General features: G+C 65.4%; 19 protein-coding genes. 9 read left to right on the top strand and 10 right to left on the bottom strand.

Annotation, left to right across the window (positions count from 1 at the left end; translation table 11 throughout):
• Positions 1 to 7: 7 nt before the first annotated feature.
• The 4 genes from PHP91_RS06695 to PHP91_RS06680 all read right to left on the bottom strand — a co-directional run bounded on the left by PHP91_RS06695 (position 8) and on the right by PHP91_RS06680 (position 3,744).
• Complete coding sequence (locus tag PHP91_RS06695; RefSeq protein WP_300138740.1) at positions 8 to 364, bottom strand: hypothetical protein; 357 nt, start codon at positions 362 to 364, stop codon at positions 8 to 10.
• Positions 365 to 366: 2 nt separating this feature from the next.
• The gene (locus tag PHP91_RS06690) at positions 367 to 969 is read right to left on the bottom strand and encodes a hypothetical protein (RefSeq protein ID WP_300138737.1); all 603 of its coding nucleotides are present in this window, start codon (positions 967 to 969) and stop codon (positions 367 to 369) included.
• Positions 970 to 1,043: 74 nt separating this feature from the next.
• A complete protein-coding gene (locus PHP91_RS06685) occupies positions 1,044 to 2,591 on the bottom strand; it encodes a glycosyltransferase family 9 protein (protein WP_300138734.1) in 1,548 nt (515 codons plus the stop codon).
• 76 nt (positions 2,592 to 2,667) lie between these two features.
• Positions 2,668 to 3,744 (bottom strand): putative nucleotidyltransferase substrate binding domain-containing protein, encoded by a 1,077-nt coding sequence (locus PHP91_RS06680; protein ID WP_300138731.1) that lies wholly within the window; start codon positions 3,742 to 3,744, stop codon positions 2,668 to 2,670.
• Positions 3,745 to 3,936: 192 nt separating this feature from the next.
• Between PHP91_RS06680 and PHP91_RS06675 the strand changes: the two genes are divergently transcribed.
• From PHP91_RS06675 to PHP91_RS06660, 4 genes are all read left to right on the top strand, one after another.
• Positions 3,937 to 4,203 carry a sodium/substrate symporter small subunit gene (locus PHP91_RS06675; RefSeq protein WP_300138728.1) on the top strand — a complete coding sequence of 89 codons (267 nt, stop codon included), beginning with the start codon at positions 3,937 to 3,939 and terminating at the stop codon, positions 4,201 to 4,203.
• Between the two features lie 2 nt (positions 4,204 to 4,205).
• A complete protein-coding gene (locus PHP91_RS06670; RefSeq protein ID WP_300138725.1) occupies positions 4,206 to 5,780 on the top strand; it encodes a cation acetate symporter in 1,575 nt (524 codons plus the stop codon).
• Positions 5,781 to 5,924: 144 nt separating this feature from the next.
• Positions 5,925 to 6,260 (top strand): hypothetical protein, encoded by a 336-nt coding sequence (locus tag PHP91_RS06665; protein WP_300138722.1) that lies wholly within the window; start codon positions 5,925 to 5,927, stop codon positions 6,258 to 6,260.
• A 96-nt stretch (positions 6,261 to 6,356) separates the two neighbouring features.
• On the top strand, positions 6,357 to 8,882 hold the full coding sequence (locus PHP91_RS06660) for a TIGR03960 family B12-binding radical SAM protein (RefSeq protein ID WP_300138719.1): 2,526 nt from the start codon (positions 6,357 to 6,359) through the stop codon (positions 8,880 to 8,882).
• A 6-nt stretch (positions 8,883 to 8,888) separates the two neighbouring features.
• Here the strand turns inward: PHP91_RS06660 and PHP91_RS06655 are convergent, their stop codons facing one another.
• Together PHP91_RS06655 and PHP91_RS06650 are read right to left on the bottom strand one after the other, a co-directional pair.
• Complete coding sequence (locus tag PHP91_RS06655) at positions 8,889 to 9,716, bottom strand: sulfotransferase family 2 domain-containing protein (RefSeq protein ID WP_300138716.1); 828 nt, start codon at positions 9,714 to 9,716, stop codon at positions 8,889 to 8,891.
• 117 nt (positions 9,717 to 9,833) lie between these two features.
• Complete coding sequence (locus PHP91_RS06650; RefSeq protein ID WP_300138713.1) at positions 9,834 to 10,148, bottom strand: hypothetical protein; 315 nt, start codon at positions 10,146 to 10,148, stop codon at positions 9,834 to 9,836.
• Between the two features lie 297 nt (positions 10,149 to 10,445).
• Here PHP91_RS06650 and PHP91_RS06645 point away from each other — a divergent pair, with 297 nt between their 5' ends.
• The 5 genes from PHP91_RS06645 (at position 10,446) to PHP91_RS06625 (ending at position 16,125) form a co-directional block, all read left to right on the top strand.
• Positions 10,446 to 12,074: an ABC transporter substrate-binding protein gene (locus PHP91_RS06645; protein ID WP_300138710.1), complete on the top strand. Its 1,629-nt coding sequence runs from the start codon at positions 10,446 to 10,448 to the stop codon at positions 12,072 to 12,074.
• A gap of 169 nt (positions 12,075 to 12,243) precedes the next feature.
• Entirely contained in the window at positions 12,244 to 13,221 is a 978-nt protein-coding gene (locus PHP91_RS06640) for an ABC transporter permease (RefSeq protein WP_300138707.1), read from the top strand.
• A gap of 1 nt (position 13,222) precedes the next feature.
• Positions 13,223 to 14,140: an ABC transporter permease gene (locus PHP91_RS06635; RefSeq protein ID WP_300138704.1), complete on the top strand. Its 918-nt coding sequence runs from the start codon at positions 13,223 to 13,225 to the stop codon at positions 14,138 to 14,140.
• Positions 14,141 to 14,143: 3 nt separating this feature from the next.
• On the top strand, positions 14,144 to 15,118 hold the full coding sequence (locus PHP91_RS06630; protein ID WP_300138701.1) for an ABC transporter ATP-binding protein: 975 nt from the start codon (positions 14,144 to 14,146) through the stop codon (positions 15,116 to 15,118).
• A complete protein-coding gene (locus PHP91_RS06625) occupies positions 15,118 to 16,125 on the top strand; it encodes an oligopeptide/dipeptide ABC transporter ATP-binding protein (RefSeq protein WP_300138699.1) in 1,008 nt (335 codons plus the stop codon). The genes PHP91_RS06630 and PHP91_RS06625 overlap by 1 nt, the downstream gene beginning before the upstream one ends.
• 76 nt (positions 16,126 to 16,201) lie before the next feature.
• On the opposite strand, the gene PHP91_RS06620 is transcribed toward PHP91_RS06625, so the two are convergent.
• The 4 genes from PHP91_RS06620 to PHP91_RS06605 all read right to left on the bottom strand — a co-directional run bounded on the left by PHP91_RS06620 (position 16,202) and on the right by PHP91_RS06605 (position 20,152).
• Positions 16,202 to 16,597 carry a response regulator gene (locus tag PHP91_RS06620; RefSeq protein WP_300138696.1) on the bottom strand — a complete coding sequence of 132 codons (396 nt, stop codon included), beginning with the start codon at positions 16,595 to 16,597 and terminating at the stop codon, positions 16,202 to 16,204.
• Positions 16,598 to 16,684: 87 nt separating this feature from the next.
• A complete protein-coding gene (locus tag PHP91_RS06615) occupies positions 16,685 to 18,394 on the bottom strand; it encodes an FAD-dependent oxidoreductase (RefSeq protein ID WP_300138693.1) in 1,710 nt (569 codons plus the stop codon).
• A 53-nt stretch (positions 18,395 to 18,447) separates the two neighbouring features.
• Positions 18,448 to 19,623 carry a PLP-dependent aminotransferase family protein gene (locus PHP91_RS06610; RefSeq protein WP_300138690.1) on the bottom strand — a complete coding sequence of 392 codons (1,176 nt, stop codon included), beginning with the start codon at positions 19,621 to 19,623 and terminating at the stop codon, positions 18,448 to 18,450.
• A 178-nt stretch (positions 19,624 to 19,801) separates the two neighbouring features.
• Positions 19,802 to 20,152 carry a DVU0772 family protein gene (locus PHP91_RS06605; RefSeq protein ID WP_300138687.1) on the bottom strand — a complete coding sequence of 117 codons (351 nt, stop codon included), beginning with the start codon at positions 20,150 to 20,152 and terminating at the stop codon, positions 19,802 to 19,804.
• Positions 20,153 to 20,424: the final 272 nt, after the last annotated feature.

Genomic DNA, 20,424 nt, shown 5'->3' with positions numbered 1-20,424 from the left:
CGGAAGATCACCCCTTCTTGTGGACAAACCGCTGGCGGGCGCGGCTGGGCAGGTTGCCCGCACCCAGGCTGTAGCCGGAGATGCGGCGGTTCTGCTTCTTGAGGGAGACAAGGTCGTTTCGCAGCGTCGCGTGCAGCCGCCGGGCCTCCTCGGAGATCTCGTCGTGCAGGGACTTCACCTCGACCAGCTTGTCGGCCAGTTCGGAGAGATGCTCGCGATCAAGGCCGCCGATGGCCTCGTCCAGGATGCGTTCCCTGTCCTTGGAGAGCCGCTCCGCCTCGAAGACGTCCCCGTCCGCCAGGCAGCCCAGCTCCCTGCGGCCGATGGACAGCGCCTCGTCGAGCATCCGACGCCGGGCCGTCATGTCTACTTCCTCGCCTGACGAATGTCGTCGCGCAGGGCCTTGATGACGCGCTTCCATTTTTCCACCGCCGGCAGGAATTCGTATTCGAGCAGGTCGGCCAGAAGAATCCAGTCCTCGTTTTCCAGGACCGAGCTCATCTCGGTGAACAGTTCGTTCAGCTCGACCGCGCCCTTCTCGTAGTCCTCGTTGTTCTTGAGGGAGTATTCGTCACGCAGCACGCCGACCATCTTGAGGAAGTTGCGGATGACCTCCAGCAGATCCTGGTAGGTGTCCAGGGCCTCGGCGTCGTCGGCCTGACGGAAGAGCCCGGCCACCTGCTTGGCACCCTCGCTCATGATGTTGACCACCTTGTAGAGCTCCAGAGTGATCTCCACGGCCATGTCGTCGGCGGACATGGTCACGATCTCCACGGACTCCACGCCGTCCATCTCGATGTCTTCGGACTGGTGGGGGTAAATTTCGCTGAAAGGCTCGTTGTTGATGAGCACGTCGGTCACGACGCGGTCTTCAAGATGGCCGTCTTCCATGACCTTGACGAACACCTGCTCCAGATTCTCGAAGTTCTGGGGCCCGATGTCATACTGCTTGCCATCGATAACAATCATTGTGGTCTCCTCCTCGAAAGGGAATTTTTTCCGCATGGGTCGGTTTTTACCGGACTATTCAAGAACCATGCCGACTATTCGAATTCCGCCTTGAGGGAAGCGAAGAGACCCAGGTAGCGGTCGGTCATGCCGAGCAGGGAGGCGAGATCGCCGCCGTGCCGCTGCGACTCAAATTTCCAAAGCAATCCCAACATATTGAGATAGTCATTGGCCCCAAGGACGTTCTGAAGCCGCTGCCAGGAGGTCAGAAACTTGGCCTTGGCCTGGGCCCTGGGAGCCTGGGCCAGGACCATGCCCTGCCGGGAGAGCAGGAAAAGCAGGTCGTGCGCGCTCGTCAAAGTTTTGTACAGCCCCTCGGCCGCGCCAGGGCTCATCCGGCCCGCCAGGCCGGTTTTTCCGGCGAAGCGGCCGCCGTCCAGGAAGGGGCGGTAGTGGGCGCGCTGGATGGCGATCCACAGGGCCCGGTCCGTCCCGCCGTGGCCGGAGAGGGAGACGAGGTCCATGAACCCGTCGTCCCCGGTCCGGGTCAGCCAGGCGCGCGCGCCGGGGAACGGCCCTGGCCGATCGCCGCCGAGCAGGTGGGCGACATGGGCGTACATGGCCTCGGGCGTGACCGCGCGACGGCAGGCGTGCTCCCGCCCGCACTCGCGGCCGAAGGCGCAGGGGTGGCACTCCAGGTCCGGCTCCAGGCAGATGTTGCCAGCCCGGTAGGGGCCGGTGTCCCAGGGCTGGGCCGTGGCCAGGAACACGGCGCACACGGGCGTGCCGAGCCCGGCGGCCAGGTGCATGGTCCCGGTGTCGTTGGTGACCAGCGCCCGGCAGGCGGCCAGCACTCCGGCCAGCTCGGCCAGCGAGGTCCGGCCCACGAGGTTGACGCACGGGCCATCGAACGCCTCCACGAAACGCTCACCCAGCGCCGCCTCGCCCCCGGTCCCGAGGAGGACCGGGACCAGGCCGTCCCGCTCGCGCAGCAGCCGGGCGGTGCGGACGAAATATTCCACGGGCCAGCGCCTGCGGTCCTCGCTGGCCCCGAGCTGCATGGCCACGAAACCTGGCGCGGCGGCTACCCCGGCCCGGAGCAGGGTTTCGGCCCTGGCGGCGACCTCGGCTGTCGGCGCGGCCAGGGCCAGGGAATTGCCCTCGCCCGCCAGACCGGCCGTGCGCCGGAAGATGTCGCAGATGTTGAAGGGGCTGGCCCCCCGGTTGCCCCCGGCCAGTTGCAGGAAGGCGGCCCAGGCCGAGCTGTCGGCATTGAACCCGAACTCGTCCACGAAGAAGCCCGCCGCCGCCCCGTCCGGGGTCAGAGCGCGGGCCAGCAGCCGCGCGGCCACGGAGGGCGTCAGGTTCACGGTCCTGTCCGGCGGGAACTCGGCCAGGACGCGGGCTCGGAACCCGTCCGCGTCGCGCACGGCCAGCCGCCAGTCCCCGTCCAGGCCGGAGAGCAGCCGCGCCCCCGGCAGGGGGAAGACCGCGTCCACGCCGTCCAGCAGCGTGGCGGCCGAGGCGAAATTTTCCAGGCAGACCAGCCCGACCCGGCAGCCGAGCCGCCGGAAGCCGGTCACCACCGGCTGGGTCTGGATCAGGTCCCCGAAGCGGGTCAGGTTGATGACGAGAACGTTCACGCGCGCGTATCCTTACTATATGGGCGTCAGCCGACCGTCGGCCCGCCGGGCCGTTGCAAGATCGGAGCCGGAGACGTCACAGCCCGATCCCGGCCTGGACCAGGCGGACCAGCTTCTCCACCGCGTGGATGGCCGCCTTGAGCCGGTCCCGCTCGGCCGGCTCCAGGGCGGAGGGCTTGACGTAGCAGTGGGGCTTCGCGTCGTCGCGCGCGCAGTCCAGCGCGATGTCGAGCCGCTTGCGCTGGAGGTACTCCCACCCGTCCAGCAACTGTACGGCGTGCCTGGACGAAACGTGGCCCGCAGCCGAGAGCGCGCGCAGCCGGTCGCAGGTGTTGTGCTCGGGCAGGTTGTACTTGAGGGCCAGGATGCGCGTCCCGTTGGTCAGGTGGGCCAGGACGCTCTTCTTGAGGTTCAGGAACCCCTGCCACGGACCGTCCTTCTCGGTGACGAACGCGCCGTAGAAGGTCAGCGGCATCCGGTAGTCGGTCAGCTCGCCGATGAGCAGGGACAGGGCGATGGGCTTGGTGCGCACGTATTCCCACAGCCGCTCGCGCAGAAGGATGGCGTCGCGCGGGGCCCCGAACACGGCCCGGAAGTCGAGCACCAGGCCCGACTGCCAGGAGCCGCGCTCCGCCGGGTTGGACAGCCAGCCCGTCAGCCGCGCGAGCCAGTCGTCGAAATCCCCGCGCCATTGCGGGTTGTTGACCATGACCTGGCCCTCGCACAGGGCCAGCCCCGCGCCGTCCAGGGCCACCACGATGGACTGGGTGACCTCGTCCAGCTCGTCCGGGTCCGGGGAGACGCGCATGAGCAGGCCGTTGTCCTGGTCCGAGCCCACGGACTGCTCGTCGCGCCCGCCGGAGCCGAACTCCAGGAAGGTGCACGACCTGAGCCAGGGATGCTCCTCGGCGTGGGCCTCAAGCACGGCCAGGACCACGGACCGGTTGTAGGCCGTGAGCCGCTTGCAGGTGGCCTCGGCAGAGAGCCCCCGGTCCAGCCAGTCCTGCACCAGGTCGATCCTGGTACTGCGCAGGCCGGTGAGCTTGCCCTCCCGGGCCATGGCCAGCAGCTCGCGGTCCAGACCGTCCGGCGTCCCCAAAGCGCCGTCCACCGCCGCCGACGACGACCGTTCATCCCGTGATTGACTGCTCAAGAAGGTTCTCCACGCGCCCGGCCCCAGCCGTTGACCGGGGGAAAAGGCCCGTTGACCGGACCAGGCGCACCCCGCCGATCCGCGACCGGACGGGTTCGACCGTTTACCTGAAATCCCATGCGCCCCTTCAGTTCCCTACGATAAAAGGGCTGCAACGGCAAATCGTTCAACCGCAAACAGGGGGTAAACATCATGGATCGGATCGAAACCATCCGCAAAAGGCAACTCGGCATGGCGCTGGGCGTCGGGATTCCCTACTTCGCCTTCGTCATCGGCATCTTCCTGCTCGTCTACCTGGCCCCCGCGGCCGTGACCGGCGTCAGCATCGTGGGCTTCCCGCTCCACTACTGGCTCGTCGCCATCGCCATCTATCCCGTAACCTGGGCGCTCTTCATCTGGTACGTGGGCAGGGCCAACGCCCTGGAGGACGAAATCGAAACCACCTTGGGAGGTGAATAATCATGGAAGCCGGATACCAAATCCCGGTCATGGCCCTGGTGCTGATCGGCGCCATGCTGGCCTTCACCGTGGTGACGACGTTCATGTTCCGCCGCCAGAAAACCTCGGCGGACTATTACCTGGCGGGCCGCAAGGTCAACTCCTTCATCAACGCCTCGGCCATCTCGTCGGACTACCTTTCCGCCGCGTCCTTCCTGGGCGTGGCCGGCGTGGCCTTCCTCTTCGGGTTCGACGGCATCATCTACGCCCTGGGCTTCTTCGTGGGCTACATCGCCCTGCTGCTCTTCCTGGCCAGCCCTCTGCGGAAGTTCGGCCGCTACACCGTGCCCGACTTCGTTTCCGAGCGGTTCCACTCCAAGGGCGCGCGCATCCTGGGCGTGGTCGGCGTGCTCTTCATCTCGCTGTTCTACATGGCCCCGCAGATGCTGGGCGCGGGCAAGGTCATGGGGCTGCTGCTCAACATGAGCTATGAGAAGTCCATCGTCATCATCGCACTCATCATCACCACTTACGTCACCGTGGGCGGCATGAAGGCCACCACCGTCAACCAACTGGTCCAGTTCTGGATCCTGTTCGGCGCCATGTTCCTGCTCGCCTTCATCCCGTTCATGGCCAAGGGCTACACCTACACCGACGTGGTGGCCTTCATCTCCACCTTCAAGGGGCCGGACCCCATGACCGGCAAGATGTTCGACGGCGTGGCCTACACGCACCCGGCCTACTGGCTGCACAGCCTCAAGGACACCCTGTCCCTGCTGCTGGCCCTGATGTTCGGCACGGCCGGGCTGCCGCACATCCTGGTGCGCTTCTACACCGCGCCCGACGGCAAGGCCGCGCGCAAGACCGTCATCTACGTGCTCTTCCTGATCGGCATGTTCTACATCCTGAGCCCCTACGTCGGCCACGTGGTGCGCTACGTCTACCTTCAGGGCGAGGCCCTGGGCGTGTCCCCGCACCTGATGAAGTGGCTGGCCGCCAACGGCAAGAACCTGGCCGTGCCCGTGGCGGGCTCCCACTTCGGCGGGCAGGTCCTGCTCGGCATCGTGGTGGCCGGGGCCTTCGCGGCCATCCTGTCCACCGTGGCCGGGCTTATCATCGCCTGCGCCGGGGCCATCGGCCACGACCTGGTGGTCAACGTCTTCAACCCGAACATGCCCGAGCGCTCCCGCGTCCTGGTGGCCCGCGTGGCCTCCATCGGAGTGGGCCTGCTCGGCATTCCCCTGGGTTTCTGGGCCGAGAACATGCAGATCGCGGTCCTGGTGGGCCTGGCCTTCGCCATCGCCGCGTCCACCTTTTTCCCGGTGCTGGTCATGGGCGTGTGGTGGCCGAAGATGACCCGAAACGGCGCCTGCGCCGGGCTGGTCGTGGGCATCGTGGGGTCCTTCTTCATGATCCTGGGCAAGGACATGCTCCCCCATTTCCTGCAGTACCAGAACCCCGGCGGATTCGTCATGCTCCTGTCTTTCCTGGCCATCTACGCGGCCTCGAAGATGGAATACGCCTCCAAGGGCGAGGCGGCCCTGCCTCCCGACACCCGGGAAGTCATGGCCATCCTGCACGGGCCCGAGCAGGCGTAACAGCCCATCTCCTCCTCACCCCGGAAAGGGGCGGAACCGACCCACCCGGTTCCGCCCCTTTCGCCCCTGGCGGGAAACGGCCCTTGACAGCGCGCCTCCCCGTACCTACTTAGGGAGGCCACACCAAACGCAAGGAGATTCCCCATGGATTACGATATCAGACTGGTGAAACTGGTCAGCGGCGACATGATCGTCGGCAAGTTCGACGAGGCGGCCGGCAAGATCGCCGATCCCGCCACCATCCAGGCGCTGCCCACCCAGCAGGGGACCCAGATGGTCCTGCTGCCCTTCGGCTACCCCTTCGATCAGGAAATGCACGGGGAAATCTCCACGGCGCACGTCCTCTTCCAGTACCAGAACTGCCCCGAAGAGCTCAAAACCAAGTACCTGGAGGCGGTGACCAACATCGCCATGAGCAGCGGCGGCCTCGACCTGTCCGGCAGCGGCATGGGCTCCGGCGGCGGCCTCAAGCTCGTCTAGCCTCCCCCATTTACGCGCATCAGGCGGGGCGGTTCGCAGGAGCCGCCCCGTTTTTGTGTGGACCATTCACCCGAATCCCCTTAGGCTCTCCCTCCCATGAAGGAACTTCTGCCAATACTCCCCCGCCCCTCCCGCTACCTCGGCAGCGAATGGGGCGTGGTCCTCAAGGACCCGGCCTCGGTCTCCGTCCGTTGCGCCCTCGCCTTTCCCGACATGTACGAGGTCGGCATGGCCTACCTCGGCCAGAAAATCCTCCTGGAGGCCGTCAACGCCCGCCCGGAGTTCTGGGCCGAGCGCGTCTTCGCCCCGGACGACGAGGTGGCCGCCATCATGCGCGGCCACGATGCGCCGCTCGCCACCCTGGAGTCCGACACCCCGCTGGCGGACATGGACGTCATCGCCTTCAGCCTGACCCATGAGCTGTGCTACACCAACGTCCTCTACATGCTGGACCTGGCTGGCCTCCCCCTGCGCTCGGCGGACCGGGCGGGCCTCGCCCCCCTGGTGGTGGCGGGCGGCGGCGCGGCCTTCAACGCCGAGCCCGTGACCCCCTTCTTCGACGCCATGGTCATCGGCGACGGCGAGGAGGCCCTGCCCGCGCTGCTCGACTGCATGGCCCAGGCGAAAAAGGACGATATTTCCAAGGACGAGCTGCTCCGCCGCCTGGCGGGGATCACCGGCGTGTACGTCCCCTCGCTCTTCGAGGACCAGGGGCCTGGCGAGCCGCTCCGGCCGCTCCTGCCCGGCTACGACCATGTGGAGAAGGCCGTGGTGGCGGACCTGGACAAGGTCCCCTTCCCGCGCGGCCAGGCCATTCCCTTCGACGCCGTGCACAACCGGCTGACCATGGAGATTGCGCGCGGCTGCACGCGCGGCTGCCGCTTCTGCCAGGCGGGCATGATCTACCGCCCGGTGCGCGAGCGCTCGCTGGACGCCCTTGGCGACATCCTGACGCGCGGCCTGGCCGAAACCGGGTTCGAGGAGACCTCCATGCTCTCCCTGTCCACCGGCGACTTCTCTGCCCTGGACACGTTCTTCACCCGCTGCTTCGACCAGTGCGCGGCCGAGCAGATCGCCATTTCCCTGCCGTCCCTGCGCGTGGGCTCGCTCTCCGCGCCGATCATGGAGCGCATCTCCTCCATCCGCCGCACCGGCGCGACCATCGCCCCGGAGGCCGGAAGCCAGCGGCTGCGCGACGTCATCAACAAGGGCGTGGACGAGGAGGGGCTGCTCGATCACGTCCGCCTGCTCTTCGACAACGGCTGGCAGGGCGTGAAGCTCTATTTCATGATCGGCCTGCCCACCGAGACCGACGAGGACCTCGACGCCATCGTGGACCTCTGCCTCAAGGTGCGCGACGCCGCCGGACGCCACATAAAAAGGCTTCAGGTCACGGCCGCGGTCTCGCCCTTCGTGCCCAAGCCGCACACCCCGTTCCAGTGGGAGCCGCAGATTTCATATGAGGAAATATACCGGCGCATCGGCCGGTTGCGCGACGCCTTCCGGCCACACAAACGACTGAATTTCAAGTTCCACGAGCCGGAGATGACCTCGCTGGAGGGCGTGTTCTCGCGCGGGGACCGGCGGCTGGCCGAGGTGGTGGAGCTCGCCTACCGGAAGGGTGCGCTCTTCTCCAGCTGGAAGGACCACCTGCGCCTGGAGCCATACCGCGAGGCCATGGCCGAGGCCGGGCTCTCCTGGGACGAATACACCGGCCCGCGCGACCCGGAAGCCCCCCTGCCCTGGGACCATCTTTCCTCCGGCCTGACCCGCCGCTTCCTCCTTGCCGAGCGCGAGCGCGCCCTGGCCGGGAAGATCACCGAGGACTGCCGCTACGGAGCCTGCCGCAACTGCGGCGTGTGCGGCGGCGACGGCCGCGTCTCCACCCTCGCGGCCCAGGCCGGTGAAAAGGACATCCGCCCCCGCCTGGTCTTCGCCGCGCGCGACCAGGAAGGGGAGCAGCCGCCCTACGTGGTGACCGTGCCCGACCTGACCGTCAAGGAGGGCCACTACCGGCTCTGGTACGAGAAGACCGGCCCGGCCGCCTACCTGAGCCAGTTGGAGCTCCAGACCGTGTTCGAGCGCGCCTTCCGTCGGGCCGGGCTGCCGCTGGCCTTTTCCGCCGGGTTCCACCCCATGCCCCGCCTCTCCTTCGGCATGGCGCTGCCCGTGGGCGTGGAGAGCAGGGCGGAATGGATCAACATCTTCCTGCGCGAGGACCTGGAGCCCGTGGACGTCATCAAGCGGCTCACCCCCGTCATGCCCCTGGGCATGGCCCCCCTCAAGGCGGACCGACTGTCCATGGGCAAGAAGCAGCCCCAGGCCGTGGAAGAGGTCTTCGAGCTCAAACTGCACGGCGACGCGGAACGGCGGCTGGCCCAGTGGAAGGCCTTCCTGGACGCCGATTCCCTCACGGTGACGCGCAAGGGCAAGAAAGGCATGAAGGAGACGGACATCCGCCCCCTGGTGGCCCGGGCCGAGCAGATGGAGGACGGGCTGCGCCTGACGCTCGACTGGCGGCGCGGCTACATGAGTCCGCTGGTCATCTGCCTCACGGTCATGGAAGGCGCAGGCAACACGGACTTTTCCCTGACCAAGACCGCCCAGCGCTTCGAGGCCTGATCCCGCCTATTTCGGGTTTATCAGCACGCCCCGGTCCAGGCCAGCCCGCCGGTCCACCAGCTCGGTGACGCGCTGGAAGCGGTTGTTGATGGCCTCGAACATGCGCACGTCCGCCTGAAAGGCCGGGCCGAGCCGGTCCACCCTGGCCGCGAACTCCTCCACGGCCCGCTCGTACAGCCGGATGTCGTACCGGTTGCGCTCGCTGATGATCTCGAACTCCTCGCGGGTCACGGGCCGGTCCAGGCTTTCGCCGCGCACGTTGCGCTTCTCGTGGAAGATGCTCCCCAGCCCCATGAGCCGCTTGAGCATGAGCAGGCTCTCGTCAAACCGCTCAAGGACGCCGAAGAATTCAAACCGGTTGCGCAGGTGGTGCCAAGCCAGCTCCAGTCCCTCGTCCAGGTCGCTGCGCCGAACGCCGGACAGGGAATTGACCATGTTGTTGCGCCCCCGGCGGCGCAGGACGCGGTCCTCGCCGGTGACGTACTCCAGCAGGGAGACGTTGTTCTCGTTCAGGTATTTGTAGAGGTGGCTCTTGGGCCAGCGCTTGAGGAAGTAGTATTCGGAAATGACCCGCTGCACGGGGTCGCGCAGGAAGGTGAAGACCCGGAAATTGACCGGCCCGTCCAGGATCTGGGCGAAATCGGCGATGAAGACGTGGCCGCGCACCATGCGATAGCGGGCGATCTCCTCATAGGTCACGTCCGCGAGCGCCCGGTGCTGGGACTCGGTGTAGAGGTCCAGGATGCGCTCGCGCGTCAGGTTGTCGTCAAAGACGCCGTTGAGCGTGGTGCCTGCGGTTTTCGGAATGTGCAGAAAGAAGAACGGCCGGTTCATGAAAGCTCCTTCCGGGGTGTGTCAGGTGTTCCGTCACCCCCCTGATCGGCGCAATTCGCGAACCGGTTTAGGCGCTCCCCTCACATTTCCGCGACTTTGCGACGCGGGCCGCGCGGGTCAGAACAGGCCGCGGTTCCCCCCCACGTTGACCGAGACCCGCTTGAACAGCTCCACCGGACCGCTCTCTCCGTTGCGCATCTTGATGAGTATATCCGAGGCCCCGTCTTCCAGTACGGTGAACATATATTGGGCGCGCGGCGCGCCGTCGCGGTCATAGGTCAGGAAATGGTCGAGCCGGAACACGGTCGGGTCGAAGGCCGCGCCCTCAATGCGGTAGCCGGGCTGGCTGGGCTGGGGCATGTCCAGGCCGAGGACGTCGCCCTTGTCCACGGCCGCCGAAAATTCGAACCCGTCGTCCAGGGCGAGGGTCATGGTTGGCTCCACGCCGGATTCCACCCCCAATGATGCGCCACATCCGCATAAAATCAGTATAAAAATCAAAACAGCCGCCCGAAGAAGCCGTATTCCGAATATCATTTCGCCTCCACTTTTCAACAGGCACGCGGGACACTATTGTTAAAACGGGTTGATGCGTGTATGCTCCCGATGTTTTCCACCCGTCTTGTACACAATGGAGCCGGGATCAGGCAACAGGGCCGGAGGGAAACGAGGAGAGGTATGGTGTGCGCCGATCGCGGCGCACGAATCAACATCAGGAGGAATCCGTTTATGAAATCGTCGACGATGCGCAAGGCGGGAAAATTTTCCGTCCTCGTGATCGCACTTATCGTATCCGCGCTGCTGCTGGTCGGCTGCGGCGAGGGTGAAAAGAAACAAGAGGCCGAAAAAGCCGCCGCTCCCGAAGCGCCCGCCAAGGTCGTCCTCAAGCTCGCCATGGACGCCGACCCCGTGTCCCTCGACCCGCAGGTCCAGCTCTCCGGCGGTATGCTCCAGTATTCCCACATGGTCTTCGACCCGCTCATCCGCTACACCAAGGATATGAAGTTCGAGCCGCGCCTGGCCGAGAAGTGGGAGCGCATCGACGACCTTACCATGCGCTTCCACCTGCGCAAGGGCGTCAAGTTCCACTCCGGCAACGAGCTGACCGCCGACGACGTGGTCTTCACCGTGGCCCGCTTCCGCAACTCCGAAGACTTCAAGGGCCTCTTCGAGCCCTTTGCCGAGGCCAAGGCCGTCGACAAGTACACCGTGGACCTGATCAGCAAGAAGCCTTACGGCCTGGTGCTCAACATGGCCACCTACGTCTTCCCCATGGACAAGGCCTTCTACACCGGCACCGACGACCAGGGCAAAGCCAAGGACCTGGTCATCAAGACCGACTACTCCTACGCCAACACCCATGAGTCCGGCACCGGCCCCTACGTGGTCACCGCCCGCGAGCAGGGCGTGAAGATGGTCTTCACCCGCTTCAAGGACTACTGGGACAAGAACACCGGCAACGTGGACGAAATCGTCCTGACCCCGATCAAGACCGACGCCACCCGCGTGGCCGCCCTGCTCTCCGGCGACGTGGACTTCATCATGCCCGTGCCGCCGCAGGACCTGGACCGCGTCCGCTCCACCGAGGGGCTGCAGCTCGTGACCATGTCCGGCTCGCGCATCCTCACCTTCCAGCTCAACCAGAAGCGCAACGCCGCCTTCGCCAACCCGAAGGTCCGCCTGGCCATGGCCTACGCCTATGACAACAAGGGCGTGGTCGAGAAGATCATGAAGGACTTCGCCACCGCCGCCGGCCAGATGAGCCCCGAGGGTCTCGTCGGCTACAACCCGGCATGCGCCCCGCGCTACGATCTGGAAAAGGCCAAGGCCCTGATGGTCGAGGCCGGTTATCCCGACGGCTTCGAGGCGACCATGATCGCCCCGAACAACCGCTACGTGAACGACGAGAAGCTGGCCGAGGCCTTCGTGGGCATGATGTCCAAGATCGGCATCAAGGTCAGCCTGAAGACCATGCCCAAGGCCCAGTACTGGGATCAGTTCGACGCCCAGGTTGCCGACATCCAGATGATCGGCTGGCATCCCGACACCGAGGACTCCGGCAACTACTACGAGTTCCTGTCCATGTGCCGCAACGCCGAGACCGGCTACGGCCAGTACAACTCCGGCAACTACTGCAACGCCAAGGTGGACGAACTGACCCTGGCCGCCCAGACCGAGACCGATCCCGCCAAGCGCGCGGCCATGCTCCAGGAAGTGGAGAAGATCCAGTACGACGAGGCCGGCTACATCCCGATGCACTGGGAGCACCTGTCCTGGGCCTCCAAGTCCAACATGAACACGCCCGAAATCGTCAACGTCATGAACTTCCCCTACTTCGGGGACATGATGATCAAGTAGTCCGCAAGGAACGCTTGCCCATCCGGCAAAATCGAAATAAAGGGGAACCCGGCCCGTCCGGGTTCCCCTTTTGAGCGGAATACGGCCAGGGCCCCCTTTCGACGGCCCGGAGACCGGCGGCATGGCCGCGCGTCCCCGGGGACGGCATCAACCTCAACCGGCACCATCCATGTTTGCATTCAGCGTAAAACGAATCCTGCAGGCGATCATCGTCATGCTCATCATCAGCTTCATCGGCTTCTCCATCAAGCACAGCTTCGGAGACCCGGTGCGCGAGCTGGTGGGCGAGCGGGTCACCCCGGCCCAACGCGCGGAAATCCGCGAAAAGCTCGGACTCAACGACCCGTTCGTCACCCAATATGTCCGCTTCCTGAACGCCACCTTGCACGGCGACCTTGGACGAAGCTACTTCTTCAAGAAACCGGCCACCGAGGTCATCGTCAACAAGGCCCCGGCCACGCTGGAGCTGGTCTTTTGCGCGGCGTTCATCATCGTCGTGCTCTCCATCCCGCTCGGCATCTACGCCGCCATCCGACCAAAGAGCTGGCTTAGCCGCATCACCATGGGGGCCTCCATCGTCGGGGTGTCCATGCCGGTGTTCCTGACGGCCATCCTGCTCATCTACATCTTTTCGGTGGAGCTGCACTGGCTCCCCTCCTTCGGGCGCGGCAAGACAGTGCTCCTCTTCGGCTGGTGGGAGAGCGGCATGTTCACCTGGGACGGCATCAAACACCTGATAATGCCCTCCATCGCCCTTTCCTCCATCATGCTGCCGTTGTTCATCCGGCTCATCCGCTCGGAAATGATGGAAGTGCTGGAGACCGAATACGTCAAGTACGCCTGGGCCAAGGGCATCAAGCCCTGGCGCGTCTGGATCATCCACGCCTTCAAGAACACCCTGCTCCCGGTCATCACCGTGGGCGGCGTCCAGCTCGGCATCATGGTGGCCTTCACCATCCTGACCGAAACCGTGTTCCAGTGGCAGGGCATGGGCTCCATGTTCATCGAGTCCGTGGAGCGGTCCGACACCGCGCTGATGGTCGCCTACCTCGTCTTCGTGGGATTCGTCTTCGTCCTGGTCAACACCGCCGTGGACATCATCTACGGCCTGGTCAATCCCACGGTCCGCGTGGCGGGGAGGAAATAGAATGCGCACCCGCTGGCAACGCTTCAAGGACTCGTACATGCTCCACAGTTTCCTGCGCGATCCCGTGGCCCTGACGAGCTTCATCATCCTCGCCCTGCTGTTCGTGAGCGCCTTCGGGGCGCCGGTCCTCGCTCCGCACAACCCCTACGATCCCACCACCGTGGACATTATGAACGCCCAGTTGCCCCCGTCCTGGGAGCATGGCGGCACCGAACAGTTCCTGCTCGGCACCGACGCCCAGGGACGCGACATCCTGTCCACCATGCTCTACGGAATGCGCGTGTCCATCATCATCGGCGTGGGCGCGGTCTGCCTCCAGGCCTTTCTGGGCATCGTGGTCGGCCTGCTCTCGGGCTACGTCCGCAGGCTGGACAACATCCTCATGCGCATCGCCGACGTGCAGCTCTCGTTCTCCACTTACATGGTCGCCATCTTCATCGGCGCCATCGTGCAGACCGCCTTTGGCGTGGCCGGGTACGAGGACGTGGCCGTGCCGCTGCTCATCGTCATCATCGGTCTGGCCGAATGGCCGCAGTACGCCCGCACTGTGCGCGCCTCGGTGCTGGCCGAACGGAGGAAGGAATACGTGGAGGCGGCCCGTGTCATCGGCCTGCCCAGCAGCCGGATCATGTGGCGGCACATCCTGCCCAACACGCTCTCGCCTGTGCTGGTCATCTCCACCGTGCAGGTGGCCAACGCCATCATGAGCGAGGCGGCCCTGTCCTTCCTCGGACTGGGCATGCCCGTGACAAAGCCGTCGCTCGGGTCGCTGATCACCGCCGGGTTCGAGTACATCTTCTCGGGCTCGTGGTGGATCACCATCTTCCCCGGCATCCTGCTGGTCCTCCTGATCCTGGTCATCAACCTCCTGGGCGACTGGGTCCGGGATTTCCTCAACCCCAAACTGTACAAGGGGTAAGGCGTGGAACCGCTCATCGACATCAAGAACCTCAGGGTCGACTTCGCCCTGCGCTCGGGCACGGTCCGGGCCGTGCGCGACGTCTCCCTCTCCATAGGCCGGGGCGAGCGCCTCGGCATCGTCGGCGAATCCGGCGCGGGCAAGTCCGTGCTCGGGTTCTCCATCATCAACCTCATCTCCAAGCCCGGCCGGATCACCGGCGGCGAGATCATCTTCGGCGGCGAGGACATCTCCAGGTATTCCTACGAGAAGATGCGCCACATCCGGGGCAACCACATCTCCATGATCTTCCAGGACCCGATGATGACCCTCAACCCGGTGCTGACCATCGGCACCCAGATGAAGGAGACCATCCTGGCCCACATGGACGTCTCGGACGAGGAAGCCGAGGCCATCTGCCTGGACAAGCTGAAGAAGGTCTACATCCCCTCGCCCGAAAAACGGCTCAAGCAGTATCCGCACGAGTTCTCGGGCGGAATGCGCCAGCGCATCGTCATCGCCATCTCGCTTTTGACCAACCCCAAGCTTATCATCGCGGACGAGCCGACCACGGCGCTCGACGTGACCATCCAGGCGGAGATCATGTCCCTGCTCCTGGAGCTGTGCGAAAACGAGAACATGGGCCTCATCCTCATCACCCACGACCTGGCCGTGGTCTCCGAGGTGACCCAGCGCATCGCCGTGCTCTACGCGGGCAAGGTGGTTGAGATCGGTCCCACGGACCGGATCATCGGCTCGCCGCAGCACCCCTACACCCGGGGGCTGCTCCGCGCCCTGCCGCAGATGGCCGAGGGCAAACGGCGGCTCAACCAGATTCCGGGCATGATGCCCTCGCTGCTGAACATGCCAAAAGGCTGTCCTTTCCAGCCGCGCTGCGAGGTCCGCCTGGACCGCTGCCTGCGCGAAATTCCCGTCCTGACCAAGGCCGAGGGCGGCGCTCAGGTGGCCTGCTTCCGCTGCCAGGGAGGGGATCAATAATGACCGCCATCCTCGATATCAAAAACATCGACAAGCACTTCGACATCTCCGGCACCATTCTCGACCAGCTCCGGCTGGACGGCGGCCGGATCACCCGCAAACGGACCGTGGTCAAGGCGGTCAACGGCGTCACCCTGTCGGTCATGCCCGGCGAGACCCTGAGCGTGGTCGGCGAGTCCGGCTGCGGCAAGTCCACCCTGGCCCGCACCGTCATGGGCCTCTACAGGCCCAACCGGGGCGAAATCCTCTACAAGGGCGAACGCATCGACAACCTGAGCTCCTCGCAGATGCTCCCCTACCGCACCAAGATGCAGATGGTCTTCCAGGACCCCTACGCCTCCCTGAACCCGCGCATGACCGTGCGCCAGATCCTGGAGGAGCCGGTCCGGCTCCACAACCCGTCGCTCAACCGGGACGAGGTCCACGACAAGGTGGCCGAGGTCATGCGCCGGGTGGGCGTGGACCCGGTCTGGTCCACCAACTACCCGCACGAGTTCTCGGGCGGGCAGCGCCAGCGCATCTCCATCGCCCGCGCCCTGGTGGTGGACCCGGAATTCATCGTGGCCGACGAGCCCATCGCCGCCCTGGACGTCTCCATCCAGGCCCAAATCCTGAACCTGCTCATGGACGCCCAGGAGGAGCGCGGCCTGACCTACCTGTTCATCAGCCACGACCTGAGCGTGGTCGAACACATCTCGAGCCGCGTCTGCGTCATGTACCTGGGCTGCGTCTGCGAACTCGGCCCGGCGGCGGAGCTCTTCGCCAATCCGCGCCATCCGTACACCCAGGCCCTGCTCTCGGCCATTCCCCGGCTGGGCGGCAAGGCGGGGGGACACACCCGCCTCTCCGGCGACGTGCCCACCCCCATCAACCTGCCCTCCGGCTGCGTGTTCCACGGCCGCTGTCCCCACGCTGGCAAGCGGTGCATGACCGAGGCCCCGGCCCCGCGCACCATGCAAAGCGGCGTGGTGGTGGCCTGCCACGCCGTGGCCGAAGGGCGCATCTGACGCCCCCCCCAATAGCCCGAAAAAAAGAGGACGGCCCGACGGACCGTCCTCTTTCATTTTGCTGAAACAACCCGCATCAGATGACCAGGTTCTGGCGCAGCTCGTCCAGAATCTTCTCCTTCTCCAGCGGCTTGACCAGGTAGCAGACCGCCTGGGTGGAGAAAAAGGCGCGGGTCACGTTGACGTCGTCCACCAGGGAGGAGACCATGACCAGCTTGAAGGCGTGGAACTCGTCCACGCCCAGCGCTTCTTCCCGGGCGCGCAGGAGCTCGGCCGTCTGGTGCCCGTCCATGCCGGGCATGAGGATGTCCATCAGCACGGCGTCATAGGGACGCCCCTCGGCATGCGCCTTGTCGAAGGCGGCCAGTGCTTCCCTGCCGGAAAGCACTGCGTCGCATCCGGCGAACGGCGAGAGCACCGTCTCCAGGTAGGCCAGCGCGCTTTCATCGTCATCCACAATCAAGAACCGCACGAACTCCTCGCTTTTACCGCCAGGGCCGGTTTGTCCGGCATGGTGCCAGGAAAGTAGCCGTTTATCCCGTTATGAATAAAAAAACAACTACAGATCAACGCCGTAGTTCTTGATGGCGGCCATGCCGCCCTGCACGTTGGTAACGTCCTTGTATCCCTTTTCGGTAAGCATGACCTGGGCCTCGTAGGACCGCGCGCCGGTGTTGCAGACCAGGACCACGGGCCGGTCCTTGGGAATCTCGGCCAGCCGGTCGTAGATCTGCCCCTGGGGCACGTTGTGCCACTCGCCGGGATGCCGCTCGATGTAGGGATCGGCGTCGCCCGCTTCGCGGCAGTCCAGGAAGAAGCACCCGTCCGTGTCGCGCGCGTCCCAGAGCCGCTTGAACCCGTCCGGGCCCACGCCGCGGTTGATGCCGCGCAGCGCGTTGTCCGCCAGGTTGGCCAGGGAATTGAGAATGTCCATGGCCGAAGCAAAGGGCGGGGAGTAGGCCAGCTCCATGTTGGAGATGTCCTCCACCTTGGGCGCGTACTTGAGGATGGCGGCCACCGCGTTGATGCGGCCGACCATGGCGTCGCGCGTGGAGCCGAAGCCCTGGACGCCGAGCACGCGGCGGGTGGGCTTGTCCACGACCATCTCCAGGGTCATCAGCTCCTTGGAGGGGTAGAAATGGGCCCTGTCGAGCTGGATGAGCAGCACGCTCATGGCCTCGAACCCGGCGGCCCGGGCCCCTTCCAGACTCAGGCCGGTCCCGGCCATGGAGCGCTCGAAGAACTTGACCACGAAGGAACCGACCACGCCGTCGAAAGAAGCGTCGCCCCCGGCCAGGTTGGTGCCGATGACGCGGCCCTGGCGGTTGGCCATGGAGCCCAGCGGCAGGTAGGCCTGGTCCCCGGTGATGAGGTTCCTGACGATGGCGCAATCGCCGCCCGCATAGATGTCGGGATCGCTGGTGCGCATGTGCTCGTCCACGATGACGCCGCCGCGCGGGTGGACCTCCAGCCCGGCCTCGCGGGCGATGTCCGAACCGGGAACCACGCCCGCCGCGATGATGACCGCGTCGGCCTCCAGGGTCCGCTTGTCGGTGACGACGCGGGTCACGCGGCCGTCCTCGCCCTCGATGGCCTTGACGGTCTCGCCGAAATGGAAGGTGACGCCGTTCTCCTCCATGTGGCGCTGGCCCATGGTGGCCAGGGCCGGGCTGACAAGACGGGGCATGATCTGGCCGGTGATCTCGACCACCGTGGTTTCCACGCCCCACATGTCGGCGAAGGCCTCGGCCATCTCCAGGCCGATGAACCCGGCCCCGATGATGACCGCCTTGCCCACCTCGCCCTTGGAGATGCCCTCGCGGATACGGGTGGCGTCGTCCGGGTTGCAGACGTAGCTGACGCCCTTGAGATCCTCGCCCGGCAGGCCGAGCCTGCGCGGGGAGGCCCCGGTGGCGATGACCAGCTTGTCGTAGCCGAGCACGGACTCCTCGCCCGTGGTCACGTCCGTCAGGTGGACCTGCTTGCTCTCACGGTCGATGCGAGTGGCACGGGTCAGGGTGCGCACGTCCACGCCCTTGACCTCGCGGAAGAAATCGACGTCTCGCACCATGTGAAAACTGGTGGTGCACAGCTCGCTCGCGTCCGAGACGTCGCCGGACACGTAATAGGGAATGCCGCACCCGCCGTAGGAGATGAGGGCGCTCTGGTCGACCATGGTCACCCGGGAGGAGGGCTCCAGCCGCTTGAACCGGCAGGCGGCCTTGGGCCCGAGGGCCACGCCGCCGATGATGACGATGTGTTGGGACATTGCAGTTCCTTCGTATATGCATTGTCGCGGCCTTCCCTCGCGGCCGCGAGCGTTTACCTGAGCAGCGAACCGATGGACACGCCGAGGCGGCGCATGCCCTCCTCGATCCGGACCGGGTCGGAGTTGGAGAAGTTGAGGCGCAGCGTGTTCTCGCCAGAGCCGTCCACGTAGAAGGGGCGGCCGGGCACGAAGGCCACCTTGTCCTTGACCGCCAGGTCGAGCAGGTCCATGGACGAGGTTCCCTCGGGCAGGGTCGCCCACAGGAACATGCCGCCCTCGGGCTCGGTGACGTCCACCCCGGCCGGGAAGTGCTTGCGGGCCATTTCTAGCATGACGTTCCGCTGGCTGCCGTATCGCTCGCGGATGAGGGCCACGTGCTGCTCGATGTCGTTGGTCTCCAGGTAGCGGCGCAGGATGGCCTGGGCCACGGTGGAAGTGTGCAGGTCGGCCGCCTGCTTGGCGATGACCAGCTTGTCGTAGATGTCCCTGGGGGCCACCACCCAGCCGATGCGGAAGCCGGGCGCGGCGATCTTGGAGAAGGAGCCGCAGAGCAGGCTGCCGCCCTTGCGCAGGGAATAGACGCTCGGCAGCCGCTCGCCCTTGAAGCGCAGCTCGCCGTAGGGGTCGTCCTCCACGAACAGGACGTCGTACTTGTCCAGCAGCTCGGCCACTTCCTCGCGCCGTTTGGCGGAATAGCTCATGCCGGACGGGTTCTGGAAGTTGGGCACGGCGTAGAAGCACTTGGCCCCGGCCTTGAAGGCCGCCTCCAGCTCCTCCAGGTTCGGGCCGTCCGCCTCAAGCGACACGGTGACGAACTCCGGCTCGAAGAGGGAAAAGGCCTGGATGGCCCCGAGATAGCCGGGCCGCTCGATGACGACCTTGCTCCCCCGGTCCAGGAAGACCTTGCCGCACAGGTCCAGAATCTGCTGCGATCCGGTGGTGACGAGGATGGAATCCGGGTCCACGGCCAGCCCGCGCCGGGCATAGCGCGCGGCGATGATGGCGCGCAACCCCGCATCGCCCTCGGTGGTGGAATATTGCAGCGCGGAGGTCCCGATGGTCGCGAACACCTCGTGGGCCGCCTTGTCCATGGCGTCCACGGGGAAGAGTTCGGGATTGGGGAGTCCCCCGGCAAAGGAAATGATTTCAGGATCAGCCGTGACTTTCAGGATTTCCCGGATGAACGAGCGGTGCACGGTGCCCATTCTCCGGGCGAATTTATCGGACATGCCATTTCTCCTTTATCCGACTTGGCTTACCCTCAAAGCCGATGGCTTGCAAGGGCCGAACGTCCGACAGGCCACAAGATCGGGCGACGCAACCAACCGCCGCGCCAAATAAAAAAGGACCGGCGCAAGGCCGGTCCCGAACCCTTTGGACAGCCCGCCCGAAGGCGGCTTCCCGCCCCTACTGGCGTGCGGAAAATTGGCGTTCGATCCACTCGCGCACCTCGCGGTTGGGCGGATACACGCCCTTGAGATGGCTCACGGACTCCAGGAAGCGCTTGCCCACGTCGTGGGGCAGCTCCTCGTTGAGCAGCTCCTCGGCGCCCTCGGAATTGCGCCGGATGAGCATCAGCCGGGGATTCTCGTCCCAGGCGTAGACGACAAAATAGGTGCTGGAGTCGTACTTGCCGGTCACCGGCCCATGCTCTGCCCGCCAGGCGTTGTTGCCCCACTCCAGGTACAGGGTGACGGCCGCCTCGGGCGTCATGGTCCAATCTATGTCGAGGTTGCGGTAGTCGCGAAGGTTTTGCATGGCTCCTCCTGATGGCTTGTTGGCTTGCTTGATTTTTATGATAATAGTAATCATTCATAAGTCAAGTCTTTTTTAGCCTATCGCCGGGCAAGCGGGGAAGGAACCGCCGGAACCGGCTGTTTTATCAATAAATCAAAGGGAAACGCAGGGCGCAAAACAAGGCGCCCGTCAGGAGCGGGAGGTGCGGCAAATGCCATGCGCCGGGCGCAGGTATGGCGTGGGGGAAAAGAAAAAAGGGGCGTTGCGCCCCTTCAGCTATTCCTTGTCCGGAG

It is taken from the genome of Pseudodesulfovibrio sp. (assembly GCF_028692895.1).
Classification (GTDB): Bacteria; Desulfobacterota; Desulfovibrionia; order Desulfovibrionales; family Desulfovibrionaceae; genus Pseudodesulfovibrio.
Note: the sequence above shows the minus strand (reverse complement) of the source record. Positions and strands in the feature narration are given on the sequence as shown.